Annotated in this window: 20 protein-coding genes; 14 read left to right on the top strand and 6 right to left on the bottom strand. The window is 64.4% G+C overall.

Going from position 1 to position 25,557, the window contains the following annotated elements; genetic code table 11:
• Positions 1-555 precede the first annotated feature (555 nt).
• Positions 556-1,182, bottom strand: a complete 627-nt coding sequence (locus IFT98_RS16120) for a hypothetical protein (protein WP_192049966.1) — start codon at positions 1,180-1,182, stop codon at positions 556-558.
• Positions 1,179-2,411 (bottom strand): AAA family ATPase, encoded by a 1,233-nt coding sequence (locus IFT98_RS16115; protein WP_192049968.1) that lies wholly within the window; start codon positions 2,409-2,411, stop codon positions 1,179-1,181. Before IFT98_RS16115 ends, IFT98_RS16120 begins: the two co-directional genes overlap by 4 nt.
• A gap of 212 nt (positions 2,412-2,623) precedes the next feature.
• Between IFT98_RS16115 and IFT98_RS16110 the strand changes: the two genes are divergently transcribed.
• Positions 2,624-2,881: a hypothetical protein gene (locus IFT98_RS16110; protein WP_122796254.1), complete on the top strand. Its 258-nt coding sequence runs from the start codon at positions 2,624-2,626 to the stop codon at positions 2,879-2,881.
• A 35-nt stretch (positions 2,882-2,916) separates the two neighbouring features.
• Here the strand turns inward: IFT98_RS16110 and gbdR are convergent, their stop codons facing one another.
• Complete coding sequence (gene gbdR, locus IFT98_RS16105) at positions 2,917-4,011, bottom strand: choline metabolism transcriptional regulator GbdR (protein WP_122715898.1); 1,095 nt, start codon at positions 4,009-4,011, stop codon at positions 2,917-2,919.
• Between the two features lie 651 nt (positions 4,012-4,662).
• On the opposite strand from gbdR, the gene IFT98_RS16100 reads away from it, so the two are divergent.
• From IFT98_RS16100 to IFT98_RS16040, 13 genes are all read left to right on the top strand, one after another.
• The gene (locus IFT98_RS16100) at positions 4,663-5,610 is read left to right on the top strand and encodes a choline ABC transporter substrate-binding protein (RefSeq protein ID WP_192049970.1); all 948 of its coding nucleotides are present in this window, start codon (positions 4,663-4,665) and stop codon (positions 5,608-5,610) included.
• A gap of 75 nt (positions 5,611-5,685) precedes the next feature.
• Entirely contained in the window at positions 5,686-6,531 is an 846-nt protein-coding gene (choW, locus tag IFT98_RS16095) for a choline ABC transporter permease subunit (protein WP_043192362.1), read from the top strand.
• A complete protein-coding gene (choV, locus tag IFT98_RS16090; protein ID WP_122715900.1) occupies positions 6,528-7,709 on the top strand; it encodes a choline ABC transporter ATP-binding protein in 1,182 nt (393 codons plus the stop codon). The genes choW and choV overlap by 4 nt, the downstream gene beginning before the upstream one ends.
• Positions 7,710-8,054: 345 nt before the next feature.
• The gene (betI, locus tag IFT98_RS16085; protein ID WP_122479801.1) at positions 8,055-8,648 is read left to right on the top strand and encodes a transcriptional regulator BetI; all 594 of its coding nucleotides are present in this window, start codon (positions 8,055-8,057) and stop codon (positions 8,646-8,648) included.
• 48 nt (positions 8,649-8,696) lie between these two features.
• Entirely contained in the window at positions 8,697-10,169 is a 1,473-nt protein-coding gene (gene betB / locus IFT98_RS16080; RefSeq protein ID WP_192049972.1) for a betaine-aldehyde dehydrogenase, read from the top strand.
• A gap of 91 nt (positions 10,170-10,260) precedes the next feature.
• The gene (gene betA, locus IFT98_RS16075; protein WP_192049974.1) at positions 10,261-11,967 is read left to right on the top strand and encodes a choline dehydrogenase; all 1,707 of its coding nucleotides are present in this window, start codon (positions 10,261-10,263) and stop codon (positions 11,965-11,967) included.
• A gap of 174 nt (positions 11,968-12,141) precedes the next feature.
• Entirely contained in the window at positions 12,142-13,584 is a 1,443-nt protein-coding gene (locus IFT98_RS16070; protein WP_192049976.1) for a TldD/PmbA family protein, read from the top strand.
• Entirely contained in the window at positions 13,581-14,909 is a 1,329-nt protein-coding gene (locus tag IFT98_RS16065) for a TldD/PmbA family protein (RefSeq protein WP_192049978.1), read from the top strand. The genes IFT98_RS16070 and IFT98_RS16065 overlap by 4 nt, the downstream gene beginning before the upstream one ends.
• A gap of 450 nt (positions 14,910-15,359) precedes the next feature.
• A complete protein-coding gene (gene mdtD, locus IFT98_RS16060; protein ID WP_185794752.1) occupies positions 15,360-16,787 on the top strand; it encodes a multidrug transporter subunit MdtD in 1,428 nt (475 codons plus the stop codon).
• A gap of 115 nt (positions 16,788-16,902) precedes the next feature.
• Positions 16,903-18,240, top strand: a complete 1,338-nt coding sequence (gene dbpA, locus IFT98_RS16055) for an ATP-dependent RNA helicase DbpA (RefSeq protein WP_240998843.1) — start codon at positions 16,903-16,905, stop codon at positions 18,238-18,240.
• A 112-nt stretch (positions 18,241-18,352) separates the two neighbouring features.
• Positions 18,353-19,531, top strand: coding sequence for an aminoacetone oxidase family FAD-binding enzyme (locus tag IFT98_RS16050; RefSeq protein WP_192049980.1), 1,179 nt, complete (start codon positions 18,353-18,355; stop codon positions 19,529-19,531).
• A 198-nt stretch (positions 19,532-19,729) separates the two neighbouring features.
• Positions 19,730-21,922 carry a YccS family putative transporter gene (gene yccS, locus IFT98_RS16045; protein ID WP_192049982.1) on the top strand — a complete coding sequence of 731 codons (2,193 nt, stop codon included), beginning with the start codon at positions 19,730-19,732 and terminating at the stop codon, positions 21,920-21,922.
• A gap of 31 nt (positions 21,923-21,953) precedes the next feature.
• Complete coding sequence (locus tag IFT98_RS16040; RefSeq protein WP_122796245.1) at positions 21,954-22,421, top strand: GNAT family N-acetyltransferase; 468 nt, start codon at positions 21,954-21,956, stop codon at positions 22,419-22,421.
• On the opposite strand, the gene IFT98_RS16035 is transcribed toward IFT98_RS16040, so the two are convergent.
• From IFT98_RS16035 to IFT98_RS16025, 3 genes are read right to left on the bottom strand one after another with little or no spacing between them, the layout of a single operon-like run.
• On the bottom strand, positions 22,412-22,708 hold the full coding sequence (locus tag IFT98_RS16035; protein WP_049861413.1) for a winged helix-turn-helix domain-containing protein: 297 nt from the start codon (positions 22,706-22,708) through the stop codon (positions 22,412-22,414). The two genes, IFT98_RS16040 and IFT98_RS16035, sit on opposite strands and share 10 nt — an antisense overlap.
• 11 nt (positions 22,709-22,719) lie before the next feature.
• Positions 22,720-23,220, bottom strand: coding sequence for a M48 metallopeptidase family protein (locus IFT98_RS16030; protein WP_185794749.1), 501 nt, complete (start codon positions 23,218-23,220; stop codon positions 22,720-22,722).
• 56 nt (positions 23,221-23,276) lie between these two features.
• Positions 23,277-25,406: a putative bifunctional diguanylate cyclase/phosphodiesterase gene (locus tag IFT98_RS16025; RefSeq protein ID WP_192049984.1), complete on the bottom strand. Its 2,130-nt coding sequence runs from the start codon at positions 25,404-25,406 to the stop codon at positions 23,277-23,279.
• Between the last annotated feature and the right edge of the window lie 151 nt (positions 25,407-25,557).

Here is a 25,557-nt window from a genome sequence, read left to right as displayed (position 1 = left end):
CGTTGCACCTTTCGCGGCCACGGACCGCTCCCACAGGAATTCTCGTTCTACCGTGGGAGCGGCCATCGGCCGCGAAGGCCGCAATGCGGTCTGCCTGATACACCGCGTTGCACCTTTCGCGGCCACGGACCGCTCCCACAGGAATTCTCGTTCCACCGTGGGAGCGGTCATCGGCCGCGAAGGCCGCACTGCGGTCTGCCTGATACACCGCGTTGCGCCCTTCGCGGCCACGGACCGCTCCCATAGGAATTCTCGTTCCACCGTGGGAGCGGTCATCGGCCGCGAAGGCCGCACCGCGGTCTGCCTGATACACCGCGTTGCACCTTTCGCGGCCACGGACCGCTCCCACAGGAATTCTCGTTCTACCGTGGGAGCGGCCATCGGCCGCGAAGGCCGCACTGCGGTCTGCCTGATACACCGCGTTGCACCTTTCGCGGCCACGGACCGCTCCTACAGGAATTCTCGATCTACCGTGGGAGCGGTCATCGGCCGCGAAAGCTGTACTGCGGTCTGCCTGATACACCGCGCCGCGCCCTTCGCGGCCACGGACCGCTCCTACGGGGTTTCTGGTGCTTCGTGGGAGCGGTCATCGGCCGCGAAAGCTGCATTGCGGTCTGCCTGGCGCTCCACCGCCGCCGCAATCAGCGGCGCCATCTCGCGCAGCCCGTCCAGCCCGATCTTGCCCTCCTCGAACAAGCGCAACCACTGCCGTCGCACGCGCATCACCCGCTCGTCATCGCGCAGCGGCAGGTGCCTGAGGGTGTACTCGGCACGCGCCCGCACCGCTTCGGGCACCTTGTCGGTCAACACCAATTGCAGCGACGGCAGCAGCACCTCGAACCAGCCCTCGCGCACCTCGAACGGATCGAGAAAATCCTCGGCTTTCTTGCTGCCCTTCGCGCTGTTCATCCAGGCGTCGACATAACGGTAATTGCTCCACTCGTAGGCCATGCCGCGGTCCTGGTCACAGCTGATGAAATGTTCCACGGTGCCGCTGGGAATGTACATGGCGCCGAACGCGCAGCGGTTGGCGAAGCCCTCGCCCAACTCCGGGCGAAACGGCGACCAGTAGTCGCGTGGCCTGGCAGCGTCGGGATTGTCCTGCAGCCATGCATTGCCACGCTGGCGGCAGCGCTCGTCGAAGGCGTGAGGTTCGGGCAGCGGATTGACGAGCTCGATCATGCCCCTGCTCCAGCCTTGGTCACGACCCAGGCGGGCCAGAAATGATCACCCGTGGGCAGGGTGCGCAGCAGCTGCGACTCGATCGCTGCCTCACTGTCCAGCCCCTTGGGCAGCCCCGATCGCTCGCCACGCATCCAGGCCTCGGCGGCGCCGATCGCGGCTTCCGCTTCCACCGAGCGCGCCTGGCGCAAGCCGAAGCTCTCGGACACCAGCCAGTTCACCGCATCGCCCTGGGGCGCCCAGACCTGTCGGTGCAGTTGCACGTCACCGGCCTGCACGCCCAAGGTGAAGAGTGCATCGCGCGCTTCGACGAACTGCGTCTCCATGGAGGCCAGCACCAGCGGCGAATGCGTGGCCACGATCATCTGCACCGCCAGGCGTTGGCGGGTCAGCACCCCGACCACGGCCATCAGCGCCGGGACGATACGACGCTGCCACTGAGCGTGCAGATGGCATTCGACCTCATCCACCAGGAACACCAGTTCATCGCTCGGCCGCACTCCGGCAAGGCGACAGGCGCGGCGATGTCCTTCCCAGGTCCAGACCAGCATGTAGGCCAGGGCCACCACACGGCGGATGGCACTGGAGGTTTCGGGCAGGGGCACCTGCCCCTGGGGCCGCTGCAAGGTTGGGTACTGGGTTTCATCCAGCAGACCGATGTGGCACGGTCGACCGGGCAACAACAGCTCTTCGCGCGACGGCGACAAGGCATGCAGTACTTGCTTCAAGGCGGCGAACGCCTTGCAGCCAGGGTTGCGCTGCCAACGCACCCAATCGCTGATCAAACCGTTGCACAAGCGACCCTGTCCCGCCATCGAGGCGCCCTGCCACAGCTGGGTTTCGTCGAAGTGATAGGCCGCCAGCTCGCCTGCGTTGCGCAGCGGATCCCAGACGCTGAAGGTGCCGTTGGCGTGGGCATACACCACCAGCGAACGGCTCGGCGTGCTGTCGCCCAGCGGCGCCCAGCGGTCCTGCTGCCAGGCCCACTGCCCGGCGCTGCGATCCGCGCCGGTGAACCGATAGTCGATGACCGGCAATGCCGCTGGGTCGCGCGCCTTGATGGGCTTGCCCGCGGCCCAGGTACGGGTCAGCACCCACCAGGCGGCATCGAGCACGAAGCTCTTGCCCAGACCGTTGTCACCGGTGATGAAGTTCAGCCGCGGCGCCAGCCCGATGGGCCCCAGCGCAGGAGAAGGGCCGACGCCCTTGAAGGAGAGAAAGTCGAGCATGTCCATTGCCGTCCATTGGAAGTGAGCGACAAGGTTATTCAGGGTTGCGTCGCACGGTGCCATACCCCAGTGCTACAGGGCCAGAACGCAGGCATGCGAAAAACGACCTGCCTGTGTGCAATCCGGCCATGGCGACCATCGACGCTTGCCGAGTGCGTGAAGGGCTACCAGAATCGGCACACCGTCACGCCATTTGAAGAAGGATCAGCATCATGATGCATGCAGACTTGATTGATCAGGATGACCTGCTGGGCCAGCTGCGCGCGCTGGGTTTCGAGATGCCCGCAGGCGCCACGGCCGAGCAGGCCTGTGAATGCGCAGTGCGCGGCCTGGACAGCGGACGGGCCCAGGCCCTGCGCAAGATGGTGGAACAGATGCTGATGGGCAGCGCGACCATCCTGCCGGCGGTTCGCCAGGCGATCGACCGGACCTTGCTGCCGGCGTTGGCCCAGCATTCGAAACGGGCCTGAATCTCGGCCGCGGCCCTTTCGCGGCCGCCGCGGTATCAGATCCTTACACTGGCAAAGGTCGATTCGTTGCGTGCCTGGCTCAACGCCGACAGCGGCCCCGCCAGCACCATGGCCTGCGGAATCGGCAGCATCGCCACCTGCTGGGCGGTATTGGAACCAACCCGCTCGTCACGCGGCGGAATGCCGAAATACTCGCGGTAGCACTTGGAGAAATGCGGGGTGGACACGAAGCCGCACACCGACGCCACTTCGATGATCGACATGGGCGTCTGCTTGAGCAACTGCCGCGCCCGAATCAGACGCAACTTGAGGTAATAGCGCGACGGCGAACAGTGCAGGTATTTCTGGAACAACCTTTCCAGCTGGCGCCGTGACACCGCTACATACACCGCCAGTTCGTCCAGATCGATCGGCTCCTCCAGGTTGGCTTCCATCAGCGCGACGATTTCCTGCAACTTCGGCTGGTTGGTGCCCAGCATGTGCTTGAGCGGCACGCGCTGATGATCCTGCTCGTTGCGAATGCGCTCGTAGACGAACATCTCGGAGATCGCCGCCGACAGCTCGCGGCCGTGATCGCGGCTGATCAGGTGCAGCATCATGTCCAGCGGCGCGGTACCGCCCGAGCTGGTGAAGCGGTTGCGATCGAGGGTGAACAGCCGCGTGCTCATGGCCACCCGGGGAAAGGCCTCCTGCATCGAGGCCAGGCATTCCCAGTGCACGCTGCATTCGAAGCCATCCAGCAGACCGGCGCAGGCCAGTGCCCAGCTACCGGTACAGACTGCCCCCAGGCGCTTGGACTGCCGCGCCTGGCTCTGCAACCAGCTGACATGGTCACGGCCCACGGCACGCTGGATACCGACACCGCCACAGACGATGACCGCGTCCAGCGGCGCAGCCTTGTGCATGGCCGCATCCGGGGTGATCTGCAGGCCGTCACTGGCCCATACCTGGCCACCGTCGGCGCTCAACGTGGTCCACCGATACAGCTCGCGCCCGGACAACTGGTTGGCCATGCGCAGCGGTTCGACCGCCGAGGCCAGGGAGATGAGCGTGAAGTTGTCGAGCAGCAGGAAGCCGATGGACTGAGGGCTGCGAGTCTGCGGTTGAGCGCCGGGGGTGAAGGACGTCATTGCGGTATCTCCTTACGCGAAGCGGATGGTGGCCTCAGGCAGGCTCTTGTTATTGCCCTCTGTTTAACAGGGGCTTTGCTTTGCTACGCAAACGCCATGCCGACAATTGGTCGGGAACTCCATGGCGCCTGAAAACGACGTCGCGCAGGGCTATGCAGAGCCGTGCGCAGGGTCTTCGTCGGCGGCGTTGGATTCTTGCCAAAAGCATAGCCGCCGTGGGGTCTGAGCAATTCGGTAGCAGCCGTTGGGGCATTGCGCCGCCAAGTGTCACCGCAAGCACGTTGCCCGCTATCGCCGAGCCCTGCACGCGTGTGTCGATGGATTCCAGGCACCGCGCGCGAAAATGAGGCGTGGCGGTCACGCCTGCACGCTCGTGTGGCAACCTCATAGAGGTGGATGTACGTCGATGTCGCGGGTAAGGTCGCTGCTGCAAGCCCCATGAGCTGTAAGCGACGTCACCGACACTGGATACGACTCTGTCCGCACTGGATACGACGCACCCTGTAGGCGGTTGATTTGCGCTGGTACATGATCACTCACGGCTCATCGCCCGGCACCGTGTCGGCGCACCCGCCGCATGCACGGCGATCGAGCATCCAGACAAGCGTGGCGCGCCGTCAGGCCCACGCCGAGAAAAACCGGGAGCACACCATGAAAGGTCCATCATCGATTCTGCTGGCTACCCTGCTGGGCCTGCCTGTAATGGCTCAAGCAGCGGAACCGGCGCGATGCGCCACTGTGAATTTCTCCGATGTCGGCTGGACCGACATCACCGTCACCACCGCGGTCACCAGTGCGGTGTTGCAGTCGCTGGGCTACAAGACCAAGACCACCATGATTTCCGTGCCGGTGACCTACAAGTCGCTGGCCGACGGCAAGAACATGGACGTCTTCCTCGGCAACTGGATGCCGACCATGGAAAACGACATCAAGCCCTACCGCGACGCCGGCACCGTGGAAACGGTACGGGCCAACCTGGAAAACGCCAAGTACACCCTGGCCGTGCCTCAGGGACTGTACGACAAGGGCCTCAAGGATTTTGCCGACATCGTCAAGTTCAAGAAGGAACTGGACGGCAAGATCTACGGCATCGAACCGGGCAACGACGGCAATCGCCTGATCCAGAGCATGATCGACAAGAACGCGTTCGGCCTCAAGGACGCCGGCTTCAAGGTGGTCGAATCCAGCGAGGCCGGCATGCTCTCGCAGGTCGACCGTGCCCAGCGGCGCAACACCGACGTGGTGTTCCTGGGCTGGGAACCGCATCCGATGAACACCCGCTTCAAGGTGCAGTACCTGACCGGCGGCGATGACTTCTTCGGCCCCAACTTCGGCCAGGCCACCATCTACACCAACACCCGCAAGGGCTACACCCAAGAATGCAGCAACGTTGGCCAGTTGCTGAAAAACCTGCAGTTCAGCCTGGCCATGGAGAGCACGCTGATGGGCAATGTCCTGGACGACAAGCAGAAACCCGACGCGGCCGCACGGGCCTGGCTGAAAAACAACCCGCAGGTGCTCGACACCTGGCTGGCTGGCGTCACCACCATTGATGGCAAGCCGGGTCTTGAAGCCGTCAAGGCCAAGCTCGCGCAATAACGCAGGCAAGCGGGCCGGCGGTTGCCGGCCTCACCGGCCGGCACTTTGTTCCCTCGCATGCGGACACTCACTACCATGCTGACAGACCACAAGATCCCCCTGGGCGAGTACATCGCGGCGTTCGTCGACTGGCTCACTCAACACGGGGCCTCGACGTTCGATGCCATCGCATCCACGCTCGAAGCGATCATTCATGGTTTCACCGCCGGCCTCACTTGGTTCAACCCCTACGTACTGACTGCACTGATCGCCGCGCTGGCGCATTTCATCCAGCGCAAATGGGGGCTCACGCTGTTCGTGGCGCTGTCGTTCCTGCTGATCCTCAACCTGGGCTACTGGCAGGAAACCATGGAGACCCTGGCGCAGGTGCTGTTCGCCACCCTGGTCTGCGTGATCATCGGCGTGCCGCTGGGCATCGTGGCCGCGCACAAACCCATGTTCTACACCATGATGCGCCCGGTCCTCGACCTGATGCAGACGGTACCGACCTTCGTCTACCTGATTCCCACGCTTACCCTGTTCGGGCTGGGCGTCGTGCCGGGCCTGATTTCCACGGTGGTGTTCGCCATCGCCGCGCCGATTCGCCTCACCTACCTGGGCATCCGCGACGTGCCGCAGGAACTGATGGACGCCGGCAAGGCCTTCGGCTGCTCGCGACGCCAACTGCTGTCGCGCATCGAACTGCCGCATGCCATGCCGAGCATCGCTGCCGGTATCACCCAGTGCATCATGCTGTCGCTGTCGATGGTGGTGATCGCCGCCCTGGTGGGCGCCGATGGCCTGGGCAAGCCGGTGGTCAACGCGCTGAACACTGCCGACATCGCCCTGGGCTTCGAAGCCGGCCTGGCCATCGTGTTGCTGGCGATCATGCTGGACCGAATCTGCAAACAACCTGACGTGAAGATAGGGGGTGATGCATGAGCATTATTCGATTCGACAACGTCGATGTGATCTTCGCCAAGGATCCACGCGAAGCATTGAAGCTGCTCGACCAGGGCCTGACCCGCAACGAGATCCTGAAGAAGACCGGGCAGATCGTGGGCGTGGAAAAAGCCAGCCTGGACGTCAACAAGGGCGAGATCTGCGTGTTGATGGGGCTGTCCGGTTCAGGCAAGTCGAGCCTGCTGCGCTGCATCAACGGGTTGAACACCGTGAGCCGCGGCAAGCTGTTCGTCGAGCATGAAGATCGCCAGATCGACATCGCCGCCTGCACACCTGCGGAACTGAAGATGATGCGCACCCAGCGCATCGCCATGGTGTTCCAGAAGTTCGCCCTGATGCCCTGGCTGACGGTGCGCGAGAACATCAGCTTTGGCCTGGAGATGCAGGGCCGTCCGGAAAAGGAACGGCGCAAGCTGGTCGACGAGAAGCTGGAGCTGGTGGGGCTGACCCAGTGGCGCAACAAGAAACCCGATGAGCTGTCCGGTGGCATGCAGCAGCGTGTGGGCCTGGCTCGGGCGCTGGCCATGGATGCCGACATCCTGCTGATGGACGAGCCCTTTTCGGCGCTCGATCCGTTGATCCGCCAAGGCCTGCAGGACGAGCTGCTGGAGCTGCAACGCAAATTGAACAAGACCATCGTGTTCGTCAGCCATGACCTGGACGAGGCGCTCAAACTGGGCAGCCGTATCGCCATCATGAAAGACGGGCGGATCATTCAGTACAGCGTGCCCGAGGACATCGTGCTCAACCCGGCCGACGACTACGTGCGGACCTTCGTGGCTCACACCAATCCACTCAATGTGCTGTGCGGGCGCAGCCTGATGCGCACGCTGGACAAGTGCACGCGCGTCAATGGTTCGGTGTGCCTGGACCCAGGCGTGGATTCATGGCTGAACCTGGGCGCCGGCAACTCGCTGACCAGCGCACGTCAGGGCGACGCCGTGCTCGACCTGCAAGGCTGGGCCCCGGGGCAAGCCATGGAAGGCCTGGGCCGCAGGCCGACACTGGTGCATGCCGACATCGGCATGCGCGACGCCCTGCAGATCCGCTACCAGACCGGGCACAAGCTGGTGCTGCAGGACAGCGACAAGCAGGTGGTAGGCATTCTCGGGGACACCGAGCTGTACCATGCCCTGCTGGGCAAGAATCTGGGCTGAGCCTCACCACCGCTCCCATATCCATCCCGTGGGAGCGGTCAGCGGCCGCGAAGGCCTTGCCGCATTACCCCTGATCCACCGCGCCACCCTTTTCGCGGCCACGGACCGCTCCTACACGACTGTGCGATTCCCTGTAGGAGCGGTCAGCGGCCGCGAAAGCCGCAACGCGGTCCGCCTGACACCCCCCTCTCGAAGCCCATTGCCTTCCCCTTCCCAATCCTCTAAAACCACGCGCACATTCACCTGCTCTTTTTTATTGATTGATCGTTCAATAAAAATAAACTAGACTGGCTTCAGTCGGCTGTCACTCACTGCCCGTACTGCAGGCCCAAGGAGATTTGCCCAATGCCCAAGGTCGGTATGCAACCCATCCGCCGCCAACAGTTGATCGAAGCCACGCTACAGGCCGTCGATCAGGTCGGCATGAGTGACGCCAGCATCGCTTTGATCGCCCGCCTGGCGGGTGTGTCGAACGGCATCATCAGCCACTACTTTCAGGACAAGAACGGCCTGATCGCAGCGACCATGCGCCACTTGATGAACGTTCTGATCGACAACGTCGCCACGCGGCGACAGGCCTTGAACGACGACAGTGCCAGGGCGCACCTGCAGGTGATCATCGAAGGCAACTTCGACGCCAGCCAGGTCAACGCTCCGGCCATGAAGACCTGGCTGGCCTTCTGGGCCACCAGCATGCATCAGCCGTCTCTGCACAGGTTGCAGCGGATCAACGATCACCGCCTGTATTCCAACCTGTGCTGCCAGTTTCGCCGTGAATTGCCGGTGGAACAGGCACGCAATGCCGCACGCGGCCTGGCCGCCCTGATCGACGGTCTGTGGCTGCGCGGCGCGCTGTCGGGCGATGCCTTCGACACCGCCCAGGCTCACCGCATCGCCTGCGAATACATGGACATGCAACTGGCAAAACAGCAGCGCTGAAGCTTCGCGCCTCGCCTGCTGCCACCTTAACTGCACCGCGAGGATCTTATGGCCCGTTTCCCAACGCAAAAACTCTACATCGATGGCGGCTACGTGGACGCCAGCGGCAGCGGCACCTTCGATGCCGTCAACCCGGCCACCGGTGAAGTGCTGGCGCAGGTTCAGCGCGCCACTGCCCAGGACGTCGAGAAGGCCGTCGCCAGCGCCGAAAAAGGTCAGAAAGTCTGGGCCGCGATGACCGCCATGGAGCGCTCGCGAGTGCTGCGCAAAGCCGTCGACCTGCTGCGCGAACGCAACGACGAACTGGCCCTGCTGGAAACCCTGGACACCGGCAAGTCCTATTCGGAAACCCGCTACGTCGACATCGTGACCGGTGCCGACGTGCTGGAATACTACGCCGGCCTGGTGCCCGCCATCGAAGGCGAACAGATCCCGCTGCGCGACACCTCCTTCGTCTACACCCGCCGCGAGCCCCTGGGTGTGACCGCCGGCATCGGCGCTTGGAACTACCCGATCCAGATCGCCTTGTGGAAGTCCGCACCGGCGCTCGCCGCCGGTAACGCGATGATCTTCAAGCCCAGCGAAGTCACCTCGCTGACCACGCTCAAGCTGGCCGAGATCTACACCGAAGCCGGTCTGCCCGATGGCGTGTTCAACGTGCTCACCGGCAGCGGCAGCGAAGTCGGTGCGTGGCTCACCGAGCATCCGCGGATCGAGAAGATCTCGTTCACCGGCGGCGTCAGCACCGGCAAGAAGGTCATGGCCAGCGCCTCGAGTTCTTCGCTCAAGGAAGTGACCATGGAACTGGGCGGCAAGTCGCCGCTGATCATCTTCGACGATGCCGACCTCGACAAGGCCGCCGACATCGCCATGATGGCCAACTTCTACAGCTCCGGCCAGGTGTGCACCAACGGCACCCGAGTGTTCGTGCCCAACGCGCTGAAGGCCCAGCTGGAAGCGAAGATCCTGGAACGCGTGCAGCGCATCCGCATCGGCAACCCCGAGGACGAGAACACCAATTTCGGCCCGCTGGTGAGCTTTGCCCACATGGAAAACGTGCTGGGCCACATCGCCAAGGGCAAGGCCGAAGGCGCGCGCCTGCTGTGCGGCGGCGAGCGGCTGAGCGAAGGTGAACTGGGCCAGGGTGCGTTCGTCGCCCCGACCGTGTTCACCGACTGCAGCGACGAGATGACCATCGTGCGTGAAGAAATCTTCGGCCCGGTGATGAGCATCCTCGGCTACGACAGCGAAGAGGAAGTGATCCGCCGCGCCAACGCCACCGAGATGGGCCTGGCTGCCGGTGTGGTCACCCGCGATCTGAACCGTGCGCACCGTGTGATCCATCAGCTCGAAGCAGGCATTTGCTGGATCAACGCCTGGGGCGAGTCCGACGCGAAGATGCCGGTAGGTGGCTACAAGCAATCCGGTGTGGGACGCGAAAACGGCATCAGCTCACTGGCGCAGTACACCCGGATCAAATCGGTACAGGTAGAACTGGGCGATTACGTTTCGGTGTTCTGACCCGGGACCGCAGCGCGCCGTTCGCGGCCGATGATCGCTCCTACAGGGTCATCAGCCCCACCGACCCATTTTTTTCAAAGAGGGAACCTTCATGTCCCAGGAATTCGACTACATCATCATCGGTGCCGGCTCGGCCGGTAACACCTTGGCCACGCGCCTGACCGAAGATCCGGGCGTGACGGTCCTGCTGCTCGAAGCCGGCGGGCCGGACTACCGCCTGGACTTCCGTACCCAGATGCCTGCCGCCCTCGCCTTTCCGCTGCAGGGCCGCCGTTACAACTGGGCCTACGAGACCGAGCCCGAGCCGCACATGGACAACCGTCGCATGGAATGTGGCCGCGGCAAGGGCCTGGGCGGCTCTTCGCTGATCAATGGCATGTGCTACATCCGCGGCAACGCCATGGACTACGACGGCTGGGCCAAGCTGCCGGGCCTGGAAGACTGGAGCTACCTGGACTGCCTGCCGTATTTCCGCAAGGCCGAAACCCGTGACATCGGCGCCAACGACTACCATGGCGGCGAAGGCCCGGTCAGCGTCACCACGCCCAAGGCCGGCAACAACCCGTTGTTCGCCGCCATGGTCGAAGCCGGCGTGCAGGCAGGCTTTCCGCGCACCGACGACCTCAACGGCTACCAGCAGGAAGGCTTCGGTCCCATGGACCGCACCGTGACGCCCAAAGGCCGACGCGCCAGCACCGCGCGCGGCTACCTGGACCAGGCCAAGCAACGCGACACCTTGACCATCGTCACCCACGCACTGACCGACAGGATCGTCTTCGACGGCAAGCGCGCGGTCGGCGTCAGCTACCTGGTCGGTGACAGCGACGAGCGCATCCAGGCGCGCGCTCGCAAGGAAGTCCTGCTGTGCGGCGGCGCCATCGCCTCACCACAGATTCTGCAGCGCTCCGGCGTCGGTCCGGCCGAGGTGCTCCAGCCCCTGGGCATCGACGTCGTGCATGACTTGCCAGGTGTCGGTCAGAACCTGCAGGACCACCTGGAAATGTACCTGCAATACAGCTGCACCCAGCCGGTCTCGCTGTACCCGTCGCTGAAGTGGTGGAACCAGCCGCAGATCGGTGCCGAATGGATGTTCCTGGGCACCGGCATCGGCGCCAGCAACCAGTTCGAGGCCGGCGGTTTCATTCGCTCGCGCCCTGAGTTCGAATGGCCGAACATCCAGTACCACTTCCTGCCGGTGGCGATCAATTACAACGGCACCAAGGGCGTTCAGGAACACGGCTTCCAGGCTCACGTGGGCTCGATGCGCTCTCCGAGTCGCGGCCGGGTCAACGTCAAGTCGAAGAACCCGCGCGACTACCCGAGCATCCTGTTCAACTACATGGCCAGCGAGCAGGACTGGCAGGAGTTCCGCGACGGCATCCGCCTGACCCGCGAAATCATGCAGCAGCCGGCGCTGGACCAGTACCGCGGGCGTGAAATCAGCCCAGGCATCGAGGTGCAGACGGACGCGCAGCTGGACCAGTTCATCCGCGAGCATGCCGAAACGGCCTATCACCCGTCGTGCTCGTGCAAGATGGGCACCGACGACATGGCCGTGGTCGATGGTCAGGGTCGCGTGCATGGTCTGCAAGGCCTGCGTGTGGTCGACGCCTCGATCATGCCGATCATCACCACCGGCAACCTGAACGCGCCGACCATCATGATCGCCGAGAAGATCGCCGACCGCATTCGTGGCCGCAAGCCCGAAGCGCGCTCGACCGCGGCCTACTACGTTGCCGGCGATGCGCCGGTACGCGGCAAGCCGATGCGCGAAGTGAGTGCGACCACCCACGGCTGATCCAGATTTGCTCCGTGCCGGTGGCAGGCCTAAGCTGTGGGCCTGCCAGATTCCGGGTCGGTCTGCGGGCCTTTTCGCGGCCGCATGCCGTTCCTACAGGACACTGTAATCCCCTGTAGGAGCGGTCTGCGGCCGTGAAAAGGCCAAGCACCGACGCCCTCCAGAGGCCCGTCCATGTTCGATTTCACCGCCACCCTGCAACAACGTTTCGCCGCCCTGCGCACCCGCGCCGAATTCTTCTCCCTGCGCCACGTGCGCCAATCCAGCCAGCACCTCGCCGTGCGCAAGAACATTGCCGAACCGCCGAGCCTGAGCCTCGACGAAGGGGCGATGATCACCGTTCGAGTGAATGGCGTGGAAGCCTATGCCGCCACCGGCGACCTTTCACTGCAAGGGTTGCAGCAGGCCCTGGCGCGTGCCGAACAGCAAGCAGGCGCGATCGCCGCCCATGCCCTGCTCGACCTGCAGCAACAACCGGTCAGCAGTGCGCGTAGCGACTACCTCTCCCCCGACGTGCAGGCAGCCTTTCCGACTCTGGCCCAGTGCTACCAATTGCTCAATGAAGAGTCGGCCAGCGTGCCCGACGACTCTCGCCTGGTCAGCTGGTATGCCGGCCTGGGCGTCACCGATGTCGAACAGATCTACCTGAACAGTGCCGGCGCGCAGATTCGTCAGGCGCAGCGCTTCGTCTTTCCCGGCTTGAGCGTCACTGCCTTCGATGGCAGCGACAGCCAGACGCGCAGCCTGGGCCGCGATAACTTCGGCCAGCAAGGCGGTGTCGACGTCATCGAGCGCTGCGGCATCGTCGGCGCCGCTCGCCAGGTCGCCGACCAGGCCTTGCAGTTGCTGCTGGCGCCCAACGCCCCACAGGGCCCGCGCGACCTGCTGCTGACGCCCGATCAGATGATGCTGCAGATCCACGAATCCATCGGCCACCCGCTGGAGCTTGACCGCATCCTGGGCGACGAGCGCAACTACGCAGGCACCAGCTTCGTCAAGGTCGAGGACTTCGGCCACTTGCAGTATGGCTCGTCGCTGCTCAATGTGACCTTCGACCCGGACATTCCCCACGAGCTGGCCAGTTATGCCCATGACGACGATGGCACGGCGGCCAGCAAGCAATGGCTGATTCGCGATGGCGTACTGGTCCGGCCGCTGGGCGGCGCGCTGTCGCAATACCGCAGCGGCATGGACGGCGTGGCCAACAGCCGCGCCAGCAGCTGGAACCGGGCGCCGATCGACCGCATGGCCAACCTCAACATCGAACCGGGCGAGCACAGCCAGGCGCAACTGATCGCCGGCATCGAGCACGGCATCCTGATGTCCACCAACCGTTCCTGGTCGATCGACGATGCGCGCAACAAATTCCAGTTCGGCTGCGAATGGGGCCGGTTGATCGAGAACGGCGAACTCAAGGGCGTGGTCAAGAACCCCAACTATCGCGGCATTTCCGCCAGCTTCTGGAAAAAACTGAGCGCCGTGGGCGACGCCAGCACCCTGCAGGTGCTGGGCACGCCCAACTGCGGCAAGGGCGAGCCCAACCAGGTCATCCGTGTGGGGCACGCTTCGCCCAGTTGCGTGTTCAGCCAGATCGACGTTTTCGGAGGTGACGCATGAGCCATCACGCCGAGCATTTCCAGGCACTGGTGCAGTGGCTGCGCCAGACTGTGGCCGCGACCCAGCGCTTCACCCTGAGCTATAACGCCGAGGCCTCGGATTTCATCCGCTTCAACCACGCCCGGGTACGCCAGGCGGGGCAAGTGGCCCAGGCCAGCGTGTCGCTGAAGCTGATCGAAGACGGCCGTCAGGCCGAGCTGCAACTGACCTTGGCCGAGGACCTGGAGGTGGACCGGCAGCGTCTGACCCAGGCGGTGCACCAGTTGAGCCAGACGCTGCCGCTGCTGCAACCGGATCCGTACCTGCAACTCAATACCTCGCAGTGGCAGACCCATCATGTCGACGACGTGCCCTTGCCCGATGCGGGTCAGGTGGTCGAACAGATCGGCGCGGCCGCCAATGGCCTGGATCTGGTCGGCATCTATGCCGCGGGAACGATCTGCCGCGGTTTCGCCAACAGCAACGGCGCCACCGGCTGGCATCAGGCCAACAGTTTCAATTTCGATTTCAGCCTGTTCCATGCCAACGGCGAGGCAGTCAAGGCGAACTATGCCGGCCAGCAGTGGCAGGCGCAGGCCTTCGCGGACCGCCTGGCTAACGCCCGCGAGCAACTGGACCACCTGAGCCGCCCCCTCAAAGTGCTACCACCGGGGGCGTATCGCGCCTACCTGGCACCGGCTGCACTGGATGAAATCATCGGCATGCTGGGCTGGGGCGGTTTCTCCGCACAAGCCATCGCCAGCAAGAACAGCCCCCTGCAACGGCTGTACGCCGGCGAGGCGCGCTTGAGTGCGCAGGTAAGTTTCGAGGAGCGCATCAGCGGCTCGTTGACCCCGGCGTTTTCCCAGGAAGGCTATCCGCGCAACGACCTCTCGCTGGTCAGCCACGGGCTGGCCGTGGAGCGCCTGGTGGACTCGCGCAGCGCGGCCGAATACGGCCTGCAAGGCAACGGTGCAGACAGCGCGGAAATGCCCGGTGCACTGCAGATGGCAGCGGGCGACCTGCCGTTGACCGACGTACTGCAGCGCCTCGGCACCGGGCTGTACATCAGTAACCTGTGGTACCTGAACTACTCGGACATGCCGGCTGCGCGCATGACCGGACTGACTCGATTCGCCACTTTCTGGGTGGAGGATGGTCAGATCGTTGCACCGGTCCAGACCATGCGTTTCGACGACAGCGTCTACAGTGTTCTGGGGGACCAGCTGGAAGCGTTGACACTGGAGCGCGAGCTGATTCTGTCGACCAGCACCTACGGTGAGCGCCAGACCAGCTCCAGCCTGCTACCGGGCGCGCTGGTCAAGCGGTTGCTGTTGACCCTGTAGGAGCGGTCCGTGGCCGCGAAAAGGGCACCGCCATCGGCCTGACACACCGCGGCGCACCCTTCGCGGCCGATGACCGCTCCTACAATAGATCGCGGCGCTGCGGTCACTGTAGGAGCGGTCCGTGGCCGCGAAAAAGGCACCGCCATCGGCCTGAAACACCGCGGCGACCCCTTCGCGGCCGATGACCGCTCCTACGACAGGTCGCGGCGCTGCGGTCACTGTGGGAGCGGTCCGTGGCCGCGAAAAAGGCATCGCCGTCGGCCTGACACACCGCGGCGCACCCTTCGCGGCCGATGACCGCTCCTACGACAGGTCGCGGCGCTGCGGTCACTGTGGGAGCGGTCCGTGGCCGCGAAAGGCGCACCGCAGAGCGTCAGGCACACCGCGGTAACCGCTCCTACAGGGTTTGCCATGAACATTCGTCATCCACCTCAAACAACAAGAGGCCCCATGTCCACGCGCCCAACACTGGATCCTGCTACCGCTCGCTGGCTGCCCTGGGTCATTGCCATTGCCTTCTTCATGCAGGCCCTGGACGGCACCATCCTCAACACCGCGCTGCCGGCCATGGCCAGCGACCTGGCGGAAAACCCGTTGCGCATGCAGTCGGTGATCATCGCCTACATGCTGACGGTCGCCCTGCTCATCCCTGCGTCAGGCTGGATTTCCGACCGCTTCGGGACGCGCAAGGTGTTCTTCAGCGCCATCATGCTGTTCAGCATCGGCTCGCTGCTGTGTGCACTTTCCCAGAGCCTGGCGATGCTGGTCGCGGCTCGGGTGATTCAGGGCCTGGGCGGTGCCCTGATGCTCCCGGTGGGTCGGCTGGTGGTGCTGCGCGCCTACCCGCGCTCGGAACTGGTGCGCATCCTCAGCTTCATCACCGTGCCCGCCTTGCTCGGCCCCCTGCTCGGGCCGACCCTGGGTGGCTGGATGGTCGAATGGCTGAGCTGGCACTGGATCTTCCTCATCAACCTGCCGGTGGGCGCACTGGGCTGCTGGGCGGTATGGCACTTCGTGCCCGACCTGCGCGGCGCCGAACGCACGCGCTTCGATGGCATCGGCTTCGTGCTGTTCGGAGCGGCGATGGTACTCATCACCATCGCCATGGAGGGCCTGGGCGAGCTGCACTTGCCGCACCTGCGGGTGATGCTGCTGCTGTTCGTCGGCATGGCCTGCCTGGCCGCCTACTGGCTGCGGGCGGGGCAGATCGACAACCCGCTGTTCTCGCCGAACCTGTTTCGCACGCGCACCTTTGCCATCGGCATTCTCGGCAATCTGTTCGCCCGCCTGGGCAGCGGCGCTCTGCCGTTCATGGTGCCGTTGCTGCTGCAAGTGGCCCTGGGGCATTCGCCTTCGGAAGCCGGCATGAGCATGATTCCACTGGCGGCAGCCGCCATGGTTTCCAAGTCGTTTTCCCGGCCGATCATCGAACGCTTCGGCTATCGCATCGTGCTCACCGGCAACACCTTGCTGCTGGGCGTGTTGCTGGCCAGCCTCGGCCTGGTCTCGGAAACCACCCCCTACTGGTTGCTGTTGACCCAACTGGGCTTGCTCGGCGCGGTCAATTCGCTGCAGTTCGCGGCGATGAACACCGTGACCCTGATCGATCTGGACGATGAAAGCGCCAGCAGTGGCAACGGCCTGCTTTCGGTGGTAGCGCAGCTCTCCCTCGGGCTGGGCGTGGCCTGCGCCGGTGCCTTGCTCGGCGGGTTCACCGCGTCCTTGGGCAACGAGGGTGTGGACACGGTGCTGGGCGCCTTCCAGGCCACGTTCCTGACCATTGGCCTGATGGCGATGCTGGCCGCCGGGATCTTCGTGCAGCTGTCCGACAGCGATGGACGGCGCGCACCTCGTCAGGAACCTCCGGTGGAGCACTAAGCAGGCTTAGGGCGAAAGGTCACGGGGCTGATACACTGCGCGACATTTTGTTTTGCAGGCCCGTCCCGTGACCACCATTGCCACTGCTTTCAACACGCTGCCCCTGTCCGCCGCCATGCTGGCCAACCTGGAATCCCTCGGGTATGCCCAGATGACGCCGATCCAGGCGCAGAGCCTGCCGGTGATTCTCAAGGGCATGGACCTGATCGCCCAGGCCAAGACCGGCAGCGGCAAGACGGCCGCGTTCGGCATCGGCCTGCTGAACCCGATCAACCCGCGCTATTTCGGCTGTCAGGCATTGATCATGTGCCCCACGCGCGAGCTGGCCGACCAGGTGGCCAAGGAAATCCGCCGCCTGGCCCGCGCCGAAGACAACATCAAGGTGCTGACCCTGTGCGGCGGCGTGTCGTTCGGCCCGCAGATCGCCTCGCTGGAACACGGCGCGCACATCATCGTCGGCACGCCGGGACGCATCCAGCAACACCTGCGCAAGGGTTCGCTGGTGCTCGACGGCCTCAACACGCTGGTGCTCGACGAAGCCGACCGCATGCTCGACATGGGCTTCTACGACTCTATCGCCGACATCATCGAGCAGACCCCGGAACGCCGGCAGACCTTGCTGTTCTCGGCCACCTACCCGGTCGGCATCAAGCAGCTGTCGTCCAAGTTCATGCGCGACCCCCAGCAGGTCAAGGCTGAGGCGCTGCATGCCGACAGCCAGATCGAGCAGCGTTTCTACGAAATCTCGCCGGATGACCGCATGGCCGCCGTGGTGCGCGCCCTGGGCCACTTCCGCCCACAGTCGTGCGTGGCGTTCTGCTACACCAAGCAGCAGTGCCAGGAAGTGGTCGACCATCTGACCAGCAAGGGCATCAGCGCCGTGGCGCTGCATGGCGACCTGGAGCAACGCGACCGCGACCAGGTTCTGGCGATGTTCGCCAACCGCAGTACGTCGGTGCTGGTGGCCACCGACGTGGCCGCCCGTGGCCTGGACATCGATGCCCTGGACATGGTGATCAACGTCGAGCTGGCGCGTGACTCGGAAATCCACATCCACCGCGTGGGCCGTACCGGTCGCGCCGGCGAGAAAGGCCTGGCGATCAGCTTCGTCGCCCCCGCCGAGGCGCACCGCGCCCAGGCCATCGAGCAACTGCAGAAGTCGCCGCTGGCCTGGGCCGAACTCGACAGCCTGACCTCCAAGGGTGGCGAGCCGCTGCTGCCGCCGATGAGCACCCTGTGCATCGGCGCCGGGCGCAAGGACAAGGTACGACCGGGCGACATCCTCGGCGCGCTGACTGGCGATGCGGGCATTCCCGGCACCCAGGTCGGCAAGATCGCCATTTTCGATTTCCAGGCGTTCGTGGCCGTGGAGCGCGGAATCGCCAAGCAGGCGCTGCAGCGTCTGAACAGCGGCAAGATCAAGGGCCGTTCGCTGCGCGTACGGATTCTCTGACCGCAGGCCAGGCCTCTTCGCGGTCTGCAGGAACACCGTGTTCCCCCGTAGGAGCGGCCAGTGGCCGCGAAGAGGCCGGTACTGACACCCCACGATGCAAGAGGACCACGCAGTGCGCTCTACCCCTGTCATCATCATCGGCGCCGGTGCCGCCGGCCTCATGTGCGCCCTGAGCGCTGCACAGCGAGGCCGCGAGGTGCTGCTGATCGACCACGCCAACAAGCCGGGCAAGAAGATCCTCATGTCCGGCGGCGGTCGCTGCAACTTCACCAACATGTACACCGAACCGGCCAACTTCCTCTCGCAGAACCCGCACTTCTGCAAGTCGGCCCTGGCGCGCTATACCCAGTGGGATTTCATCGCCCTGGTGGCCAAGCACGACGTGCCCTACCACGAGAAGAAACTCGGCCAGCTGTTCTGCGACAACAAGTCCAGCGACATTCTCGGCCTGCTGCTGGCCGAGTGCGAAAGCGCTGGCGTCGAGTTGCGCATGGACACCTCGGTGCAGTCCATCGAGAAAACCGCCGACGGCTATCGTTTGCAGACTTCACTGGGCCTGCTGGCGTGCCAGTCGTTGGTGGTGGCCACTGGTGGGCTGTCGATTCCGACCCTGGGCGCCACCGGCTTCGGCTACCAGATCGCCCGCCAGTTCGGTCACAGTGTGCTGCCCACGCGCGCAGGCCTGGTGCCGTTCACCATCACCGATCAGCTCAAGGACATCTGCACCGAGTTGTCCGGCACCTCGGTGGATTGTGTGGCCAGCTGCAACGAACAAGCGTTTCGCGAGAACCTGCTGTTTACCCATCGAGGCCTGAGCGGGCCGGCGATCCTGCAGATTTCCTCGTTCTGGCAGCCCGGCGACACCGTCGAGATCAATCTGCTGCCCGATCACGATGCGTTGGCGTGGCTGCAGCAACAGCAGGCCGAGCGGCCCAATTCGGAGCTCAAGACCCTGTTGGGTGAAGTCTTCACCAAGAAAATGGCCAACCTGCTGGCCGAGCACTGGTTCGTGTCCAAGCCGATCAAGCAGTACACCCCGGCCGAACTGCAAACGGTTGCAAATACACTGGGCGCCTGGCAGCTGGTGCCGGCCGGCACCGAAGGCTATCGCACCGCCGAGGTGACGCTGGGCGGCGTCGATACCCGCGAGGTGTCGTCCAAGACGATGGAGTCGTTGAAAAGCCCAGGCTTGTATTTCATCGGCGAAGTGCTCGATGTCAGCGGGCATCTGGGAGGGTTCAATTTCCAGTGGGCGTGGGCCTCCGGATACGCGGCCGCTCAGTACGTGTAGCACGCCGGGGATCTGCAGCGCGGCCGGACGCGGCTCGCGCCGCTGCTACAGAGGCCCCACACCCCCTCGATCCACCTACGCGCCTGTAGCAGCGGCGCGAGCCGCGTCAGGGGCCGCCGCGCAGTATCGGGCGTGCGCCGACAATGGTAGATTGACGCCGTTCATCAGCTCCCTTGCCTACAGGTCGACTCCTTTTTCATGGCATCCAGGTCGTTCCGCCAATCGATGCGCCGCTTGTGGGCGCTGGACAAGTTCAGCTACAGCGTGCGGGTGTTCATCGCGCTGTCCGGCAGCATGGCGCTGTGCTGGTATCAAAACGAGATGCGCCTGCTGGTGCCACTGTTCCTGGGCATCATCGCCTGCGCCCTGGCCGAAACCGACGACAACTGGCAAGGCCGCATCCGTGCCCTGGCAGCCACCCTGTCGTGCTTCACCGTCGCCGCCTTCGCCGTGGAACTGCTGTTCCCCTACCCCTACGTCTTCGTCACCGCCCTGGCTCTTGCCAGCTTCGCCCTGACCATGCTCGGCGCGCTCGGCGAGCGTTACGGTGCGATTGCCTACGCCACCCTGATCCTCTCGGTCTACACCATGATCGGCGTCGACCAGCGCGGCGGCGAAGTCAGCAACCTGTGGCGCGAGCCAGTGCTGCTGGTGGCCGGGGCGGCCTGGTATGGCCTGCTGTCGGTGCTGTGGCAGGTACTGTTTTCCAACCAACCGGTGCAACAGGCCCTGGCGCGGCTGTTCAGCGAGCTGGGGCAGTACCTCAAGCTCAAGTCGAGCCTGTTCGAACCGATCCGCCAACTGGACGTGGAAGCCCGCCGCCTGGAGCTCGCCAAACAGAACGGTCGGGTCGTGGCCGCGCTCAACGCGGCCAAGGAAATCATCCTGCACAGGGTCGGCAATGGCCGTCCCGGCTCCAAGGTCAGCCGCTACCTGAAGCTGTACTTCCTGGCCCAGGACATCCACGAGCGCGCCAGTTCCTCGCACTACCCCTACAACGCATTGGCCGACGCCTTCTTCCACAGTGATGTACTGTTTCGCTGTCAGCGCCTGCTGCGCCAGCAGGGCGTGGCCTGCCAGCGGCTGGGCGAGTCGATCCAGTTGCGCCAGCCGTTCATCTACGACGACAGCTTCGCCGAGGCCTTGAGCGACCTGCACGCTTCGCTCGAACACCTGCGGATCCAGAGCAACCCGGCCTGGCGCGGCCTGTTGCGGTCGCTGCGTGCTCTGGCGGCCAACCTCGGCACCCTCGACCGTCTGCTCAGCGACGCCGGCAATCCCGACCGCCTGGCCGATGCCCGCGACAGCAGCCTGCTGGACCGCTCGCCGCACACCCTGAAAGACTTCTGGGGCCGCATTCGGCAAAACCTCACGCCCACTTCGCTGCTGTTTCGCCATGCCCTGCGCCTGCCCCTGGCACTGGTGATCTGCTACGCCATGGTGCACCTGATCCACCCCAGTCAGGGCTACTGGATCATGCTGACGACCTTGTTCGTGTGCCAGCCCAGCTACGGCGCCACTCGCCGCAAGCTGGGCCAGCGGATCATCGGCACCGCCATCGGCCTGACCGTGGGCTGGGCGCTGTTCGACCTGTTCCCCAGCCCCATCGTGCAGTCGCTGTTCGCCATCGGCGCCGGCCTGGTGTTCTTCGTCAACCGCACCACGCGCTACACCCTGGCAACCGCCGCCATCACCCTGATGGTGCTGTTCTGCTTCAACCAGACGGGCGACGGCTACGGGCTGTTCCTGCCACGGCTGTTCGACACCCTGCTCGGCAGCCTGATCGCCGGCCTGGCGGTGTTCCTGTTCCTGCCCGACTGGCAAGGCCGCAAGCTGAACAAGGTGCTGGCCAACACGCTGACCTGCAACAGCATCTACCTGCGCCAGATCATGCAGCAATACGCCAACGGCAAGAGCGACGACCTCGCTTATCGCCTGGCACGGCGCAACGCCCACAATGCCGACGCTGCGCTCTCCACCACCCTGGCCAACATGCTCATGGAGCCCGGCCACTTCCGCAAGGAAGCCGACGTGGGTTTCCGCTTCCTGGTGCTGTCGCACACCCTGCTCAGCTACCTGTCCGGGCTGGGTGCGCACCGCGGCACCGAGTTGCCGGCCGAGGCGCGCGAACAATTGATCGGCGGGGCCGGCGAAAGCCTGGCGCGCAGCATCGACGAAATCGCCACGGGCCTGGCCACGCGTGTGCCGGTGCAGGTGCAGAGCGACAGCGAGGAAGCGCTGGCCGACGAACTGGAACAGATGCCCGAAGAGGTCGACGAAGGCCAGCGTCTGATGCAGACCCAGCTGGCGCTGATCTGTCGGCAGCTGGGGCCACTGCGCACCCTTGCCGCGCACTTGATCAAAGGCCCGACCGCAGCTGCCGCCAGCTAGCGGCGCAACCGAAACCTTGAACGAGGTAACCATGGCCATCGAATGGATGTGCATGCACCACAGCGAGCTGGATGTGCACCAGCTGTACGAAATCCTGCGCCTGCGCAGCGAAGTCTTCGTGGTCGAGCAGCAATGCCCCTATCAGGATGTCGATGGGCAGGACCTGCACGCCGACACCTGTCACCTGCTGGCTTGGGACGAGGGCCGCCTGGTGGCCTACCTGCGCCTGCTAGACCCTTCCACCCAGGACGGTGACGTGGTGATCGGCCGGGTGATCACCGCCCCATCTGCCCGCGGTACCGGCCTGGGCCACGCGCTGCTGGCCAACGCTCTGGAGCACGCCGCGCGACGCTGGCCGCAGGTGCCGATAAAGCTGTCGGCCCAGGCTCACCTGCAAGGCTATTACGGCCGCTACGGCTTCATTGCCCACGGCCAGGAATACCTGGAAGACAACATTGCGCACATCGCGATGTACCGGCGTGTCGAGGCTCAGGGGTAACCGAGTACCTGACGGATCTGCCCCAGGTTCTGACCGATCCATTCACGGTCGATCGCGCCCCACTGCCTGATCACGTAGCGACCGATGTGGTTGCGCTCGCCATCCTGCTGCTCGAACTCGCAGGCGATGTCCAGGTCGGCCAGCGCCGCAATGGTGTCCTGGGCCGTGCGCCGGGGCATCCCGGTGGCCTCGATGAGGGCCGGCACAGTGGCCGCCTGGCCACTGTCGATCAGCCAAGCCACGTAGAGCCGGCGATAGAAACTGCTGCGGGTCTTGCTGACTTGCATGGGAATGTCCTTCACGGCGGCGGGGGCAGATCACGGTAGGTCAGGTAGACGCGCAGGTCGAATTCCAACTGCTGATAACCGGGCAGCATGTGTTCGCACAGCTGGTAGAACGCCTTGTTGTGGTCGCTCTCGCGGAAATGCGCCAGCTCATGCACCACGATCATCTGCAGAAACTGCGGCGCCGCGTCCTTGAACAGCGAAGCGATGCGGATCTCTTTCTTGGCCTTGAGCTTGCCGCCCTGAACCCGCGAAACCGCGGTGTGCAGGCCCAGTGCGCGATGCGTCAGGTCCAGGCGGTTGTCGAACAGCACCTTGTCGATGGCCGGCGCATTGCGCAGGTACTCCTGCTTCAGGGCCATGGCATAGTTGTACAGCGCCTTGTCGCTCTGCACGGCGTGGCGATCCGGATAGCGCTGGCTCAGGTAGTCCGCCAGCTGTCCGCGCGCGATCAGTTGCCGGACCTGCTCCTGCAGTGCGGGTGGGTAGGCTTGCAGGTACTTCAGCGCGGTCATGGTGCCAGTTTCGACTTGAGAAAGGTGTCCAGTGTAACGCCTGCGCGGCGCTGGCGTCACACCGCTGCCGGCTGCACGCCGGCGCTGACCAGCGGGAAGTCGCTGGCGGCCTGCGCCGTCAATGGCCGGGCAATCACGAAGCCCTGGATCCACTCGCAACCGGCGGCGCGCAGCCACTGGCATTGCTCGGCGGTTTCCACCCCCTCGGCGATCACTGTGATGTCGAACGCGTTGCAGGCTTGGATCACGCTGCGCGCGAACACACCATCGGGCTTGGAGTCGGGCAATCGAGCGATCAGGTGACGGTCCAGCTTGAGGGTGTCGATGGGCAGATCGCGCAGCAATTTCAGCGAGCACGGGCCGGTACCAAAATCATCCAGAGCGATGCGCACCCCCAAGTTGCGCAACTGCTGCAACTGCGCGGTGGCCTGGGGCAGGTTGTGCATCAGCGAGCACTCCACCACCTCCACTTCGAGCTGATGCGGGCGCAATCCATGCAAGGCAATCGCGCGTTGCAGTTCGGCCACCAGGTTGGGCATGGCGAACTGGGCATTGCTCAGGCTGATGCTCAGCACCAGCTCGGCAGGAAAACGGCTGGACCAGGCGCGGCGCTGGGCGGCGCCTTCAGTGTAGATCCAGCTCGACAGGCGACTGATCAATCGTGCCTGTTCGAGCAAGGGAATGAACAGCCCCGGCTGCACGTCGCCGACACTGGGATGGCACCAGCGCAACAGCGCCTCGAAACCGCGCAGACGACCGTCGAGCAGGGACACCTGCGGCTGGTAGACCAAACTGAAATCACGGTTCTCGATGGCTTCGCCAACGCTGGTTTCGAGCAGCAGACGCGAGCGCGCGCGACCGTTCAAGTCCTGATCGTAATAGCGGTATTGCTGGCGACCGGCCTGCTTGGCGGCATACATGGCGATATCGGCAGCGCGCAGCAGGCTGTCCAGGTTGGCGCCACACTCGGGGTAGGTGGCAATGCCGATGCTGACGCCCAGGCTGATGTCCACGCCGTCCACGGTCTGCTCCATGGCGATGCGCTCCATGAGCTTTTCGGCCACCTTGGCGGCCTGCTCGGGGTAGTCGAGGTTGTCCAGCAGCGCAGTGAATTCGTCGCCACCCATGCGCGCCACCACGTCGAAGGGGCGCAGCACCGCTTTGAGCTGTTCGGCCACCCAGCGCAAGGCCCGGTCTCCGGCATCGTGCCCATGGCTGTCGTTGATGCGCTTGAAGCCGTCCAGATCCAGATACAGCAGCGCCTGGGCCTTTTCCGCACGCTCGTTGCGCACCAGCGCGCTCTCCACGGCCTGATAGAAACCGCGGCGGTTGAGCAGCCCGGTGAGGGGGTCGGTCACGGCCTGGTATTCCAGCTGCTGGTGCAGGCTGCGCACCACCGACATGTCGAGGATGGTCACCACCATTGCGCGCTGCTCGCCGGGCAACGGCGCGCACGACAGAGCCACCGGCAACTGTTGGCCGTTGGCCGTGCGCAGCAGTGCATCGTGTACGCGGTAGGTACTGCGCGTGCTGTAGGCGCGGTAGAAGTCGGACTCGGACCATTCGGGAATCTGCGGCTTGTGCAGGTAATCCGCCAGCACGCCGCGCTGCAGTTGCTCGACACTGGCGCCCAGCAGGCGCGAGATGGCCGGGTTGGCAAAGGTGATCAGACCATGCTCGTTGACCACCAGAATGCCTTCACCGGCGTTTTCCAGCACCGAGGCATTGAAGGCCCGCGCAGCTTCCAGATCACGGCTCAAACGCTGCAGGTCACGCCGGTTGCGCTGCTGTTCGAGCAGCGCCTGGACCTTGGGCCGCAGGATCTGCGGGTCGAACGGTTTGAACAGATAGTCCACCGCCCCTGTGGCGTAGCCCTTGAGCACGGAGGCCTGCGACTGCTCGTTGGCAGTCAGGAAGATGATCGGGGTCAGGCGCGTACGCTGGCTGCCACGCATCAGCCGAGCCACTTCGAAACCGTCCATGCCAGGCATCTGCACGTCGAGCAGAACCAGATCGACCTCATGTTCGAGCAGTTTGCCCAACGCTTCGACCCCGGAAGCTGCGGTCACCACCTGCCAGTCCTGGCGCTCGAGCAACGCTCTCATGCTCAGCAGGTTTTCCGGGTAATCGTCGACCACCAACAACGTAGAACCACCGTCAATGGACGGATCAGGGGCGCATTCCATGCTAATACTCGTTCAGACATCCTGAATCCGGATTCGCCCGGAAACTTCTTGCGTTACTTTAGACGGGCTCGACGCAAAGCTGTAGGACAATTTCCCATGGTTTGCGTCACGAACGAGCACTCGCCGATGGACGGCGCGCCCTGCTCGAAAG

It is taken from the genome of Pseudomonas sp. CFBP 8770 (assembly GCF_014841705.1).
In the GTDB taxonomy this organism is placed as follows: Bacteria; Pseudomonadota; Gammaproteobacteria; order Pseudomonadales; family Pseudomonadaceae; genus Aquipseudomonas.
Note: the sequence above shows the minus strand (reverse complement) of the source record. Positions and strands in the feature narration are given on the sequence as shown.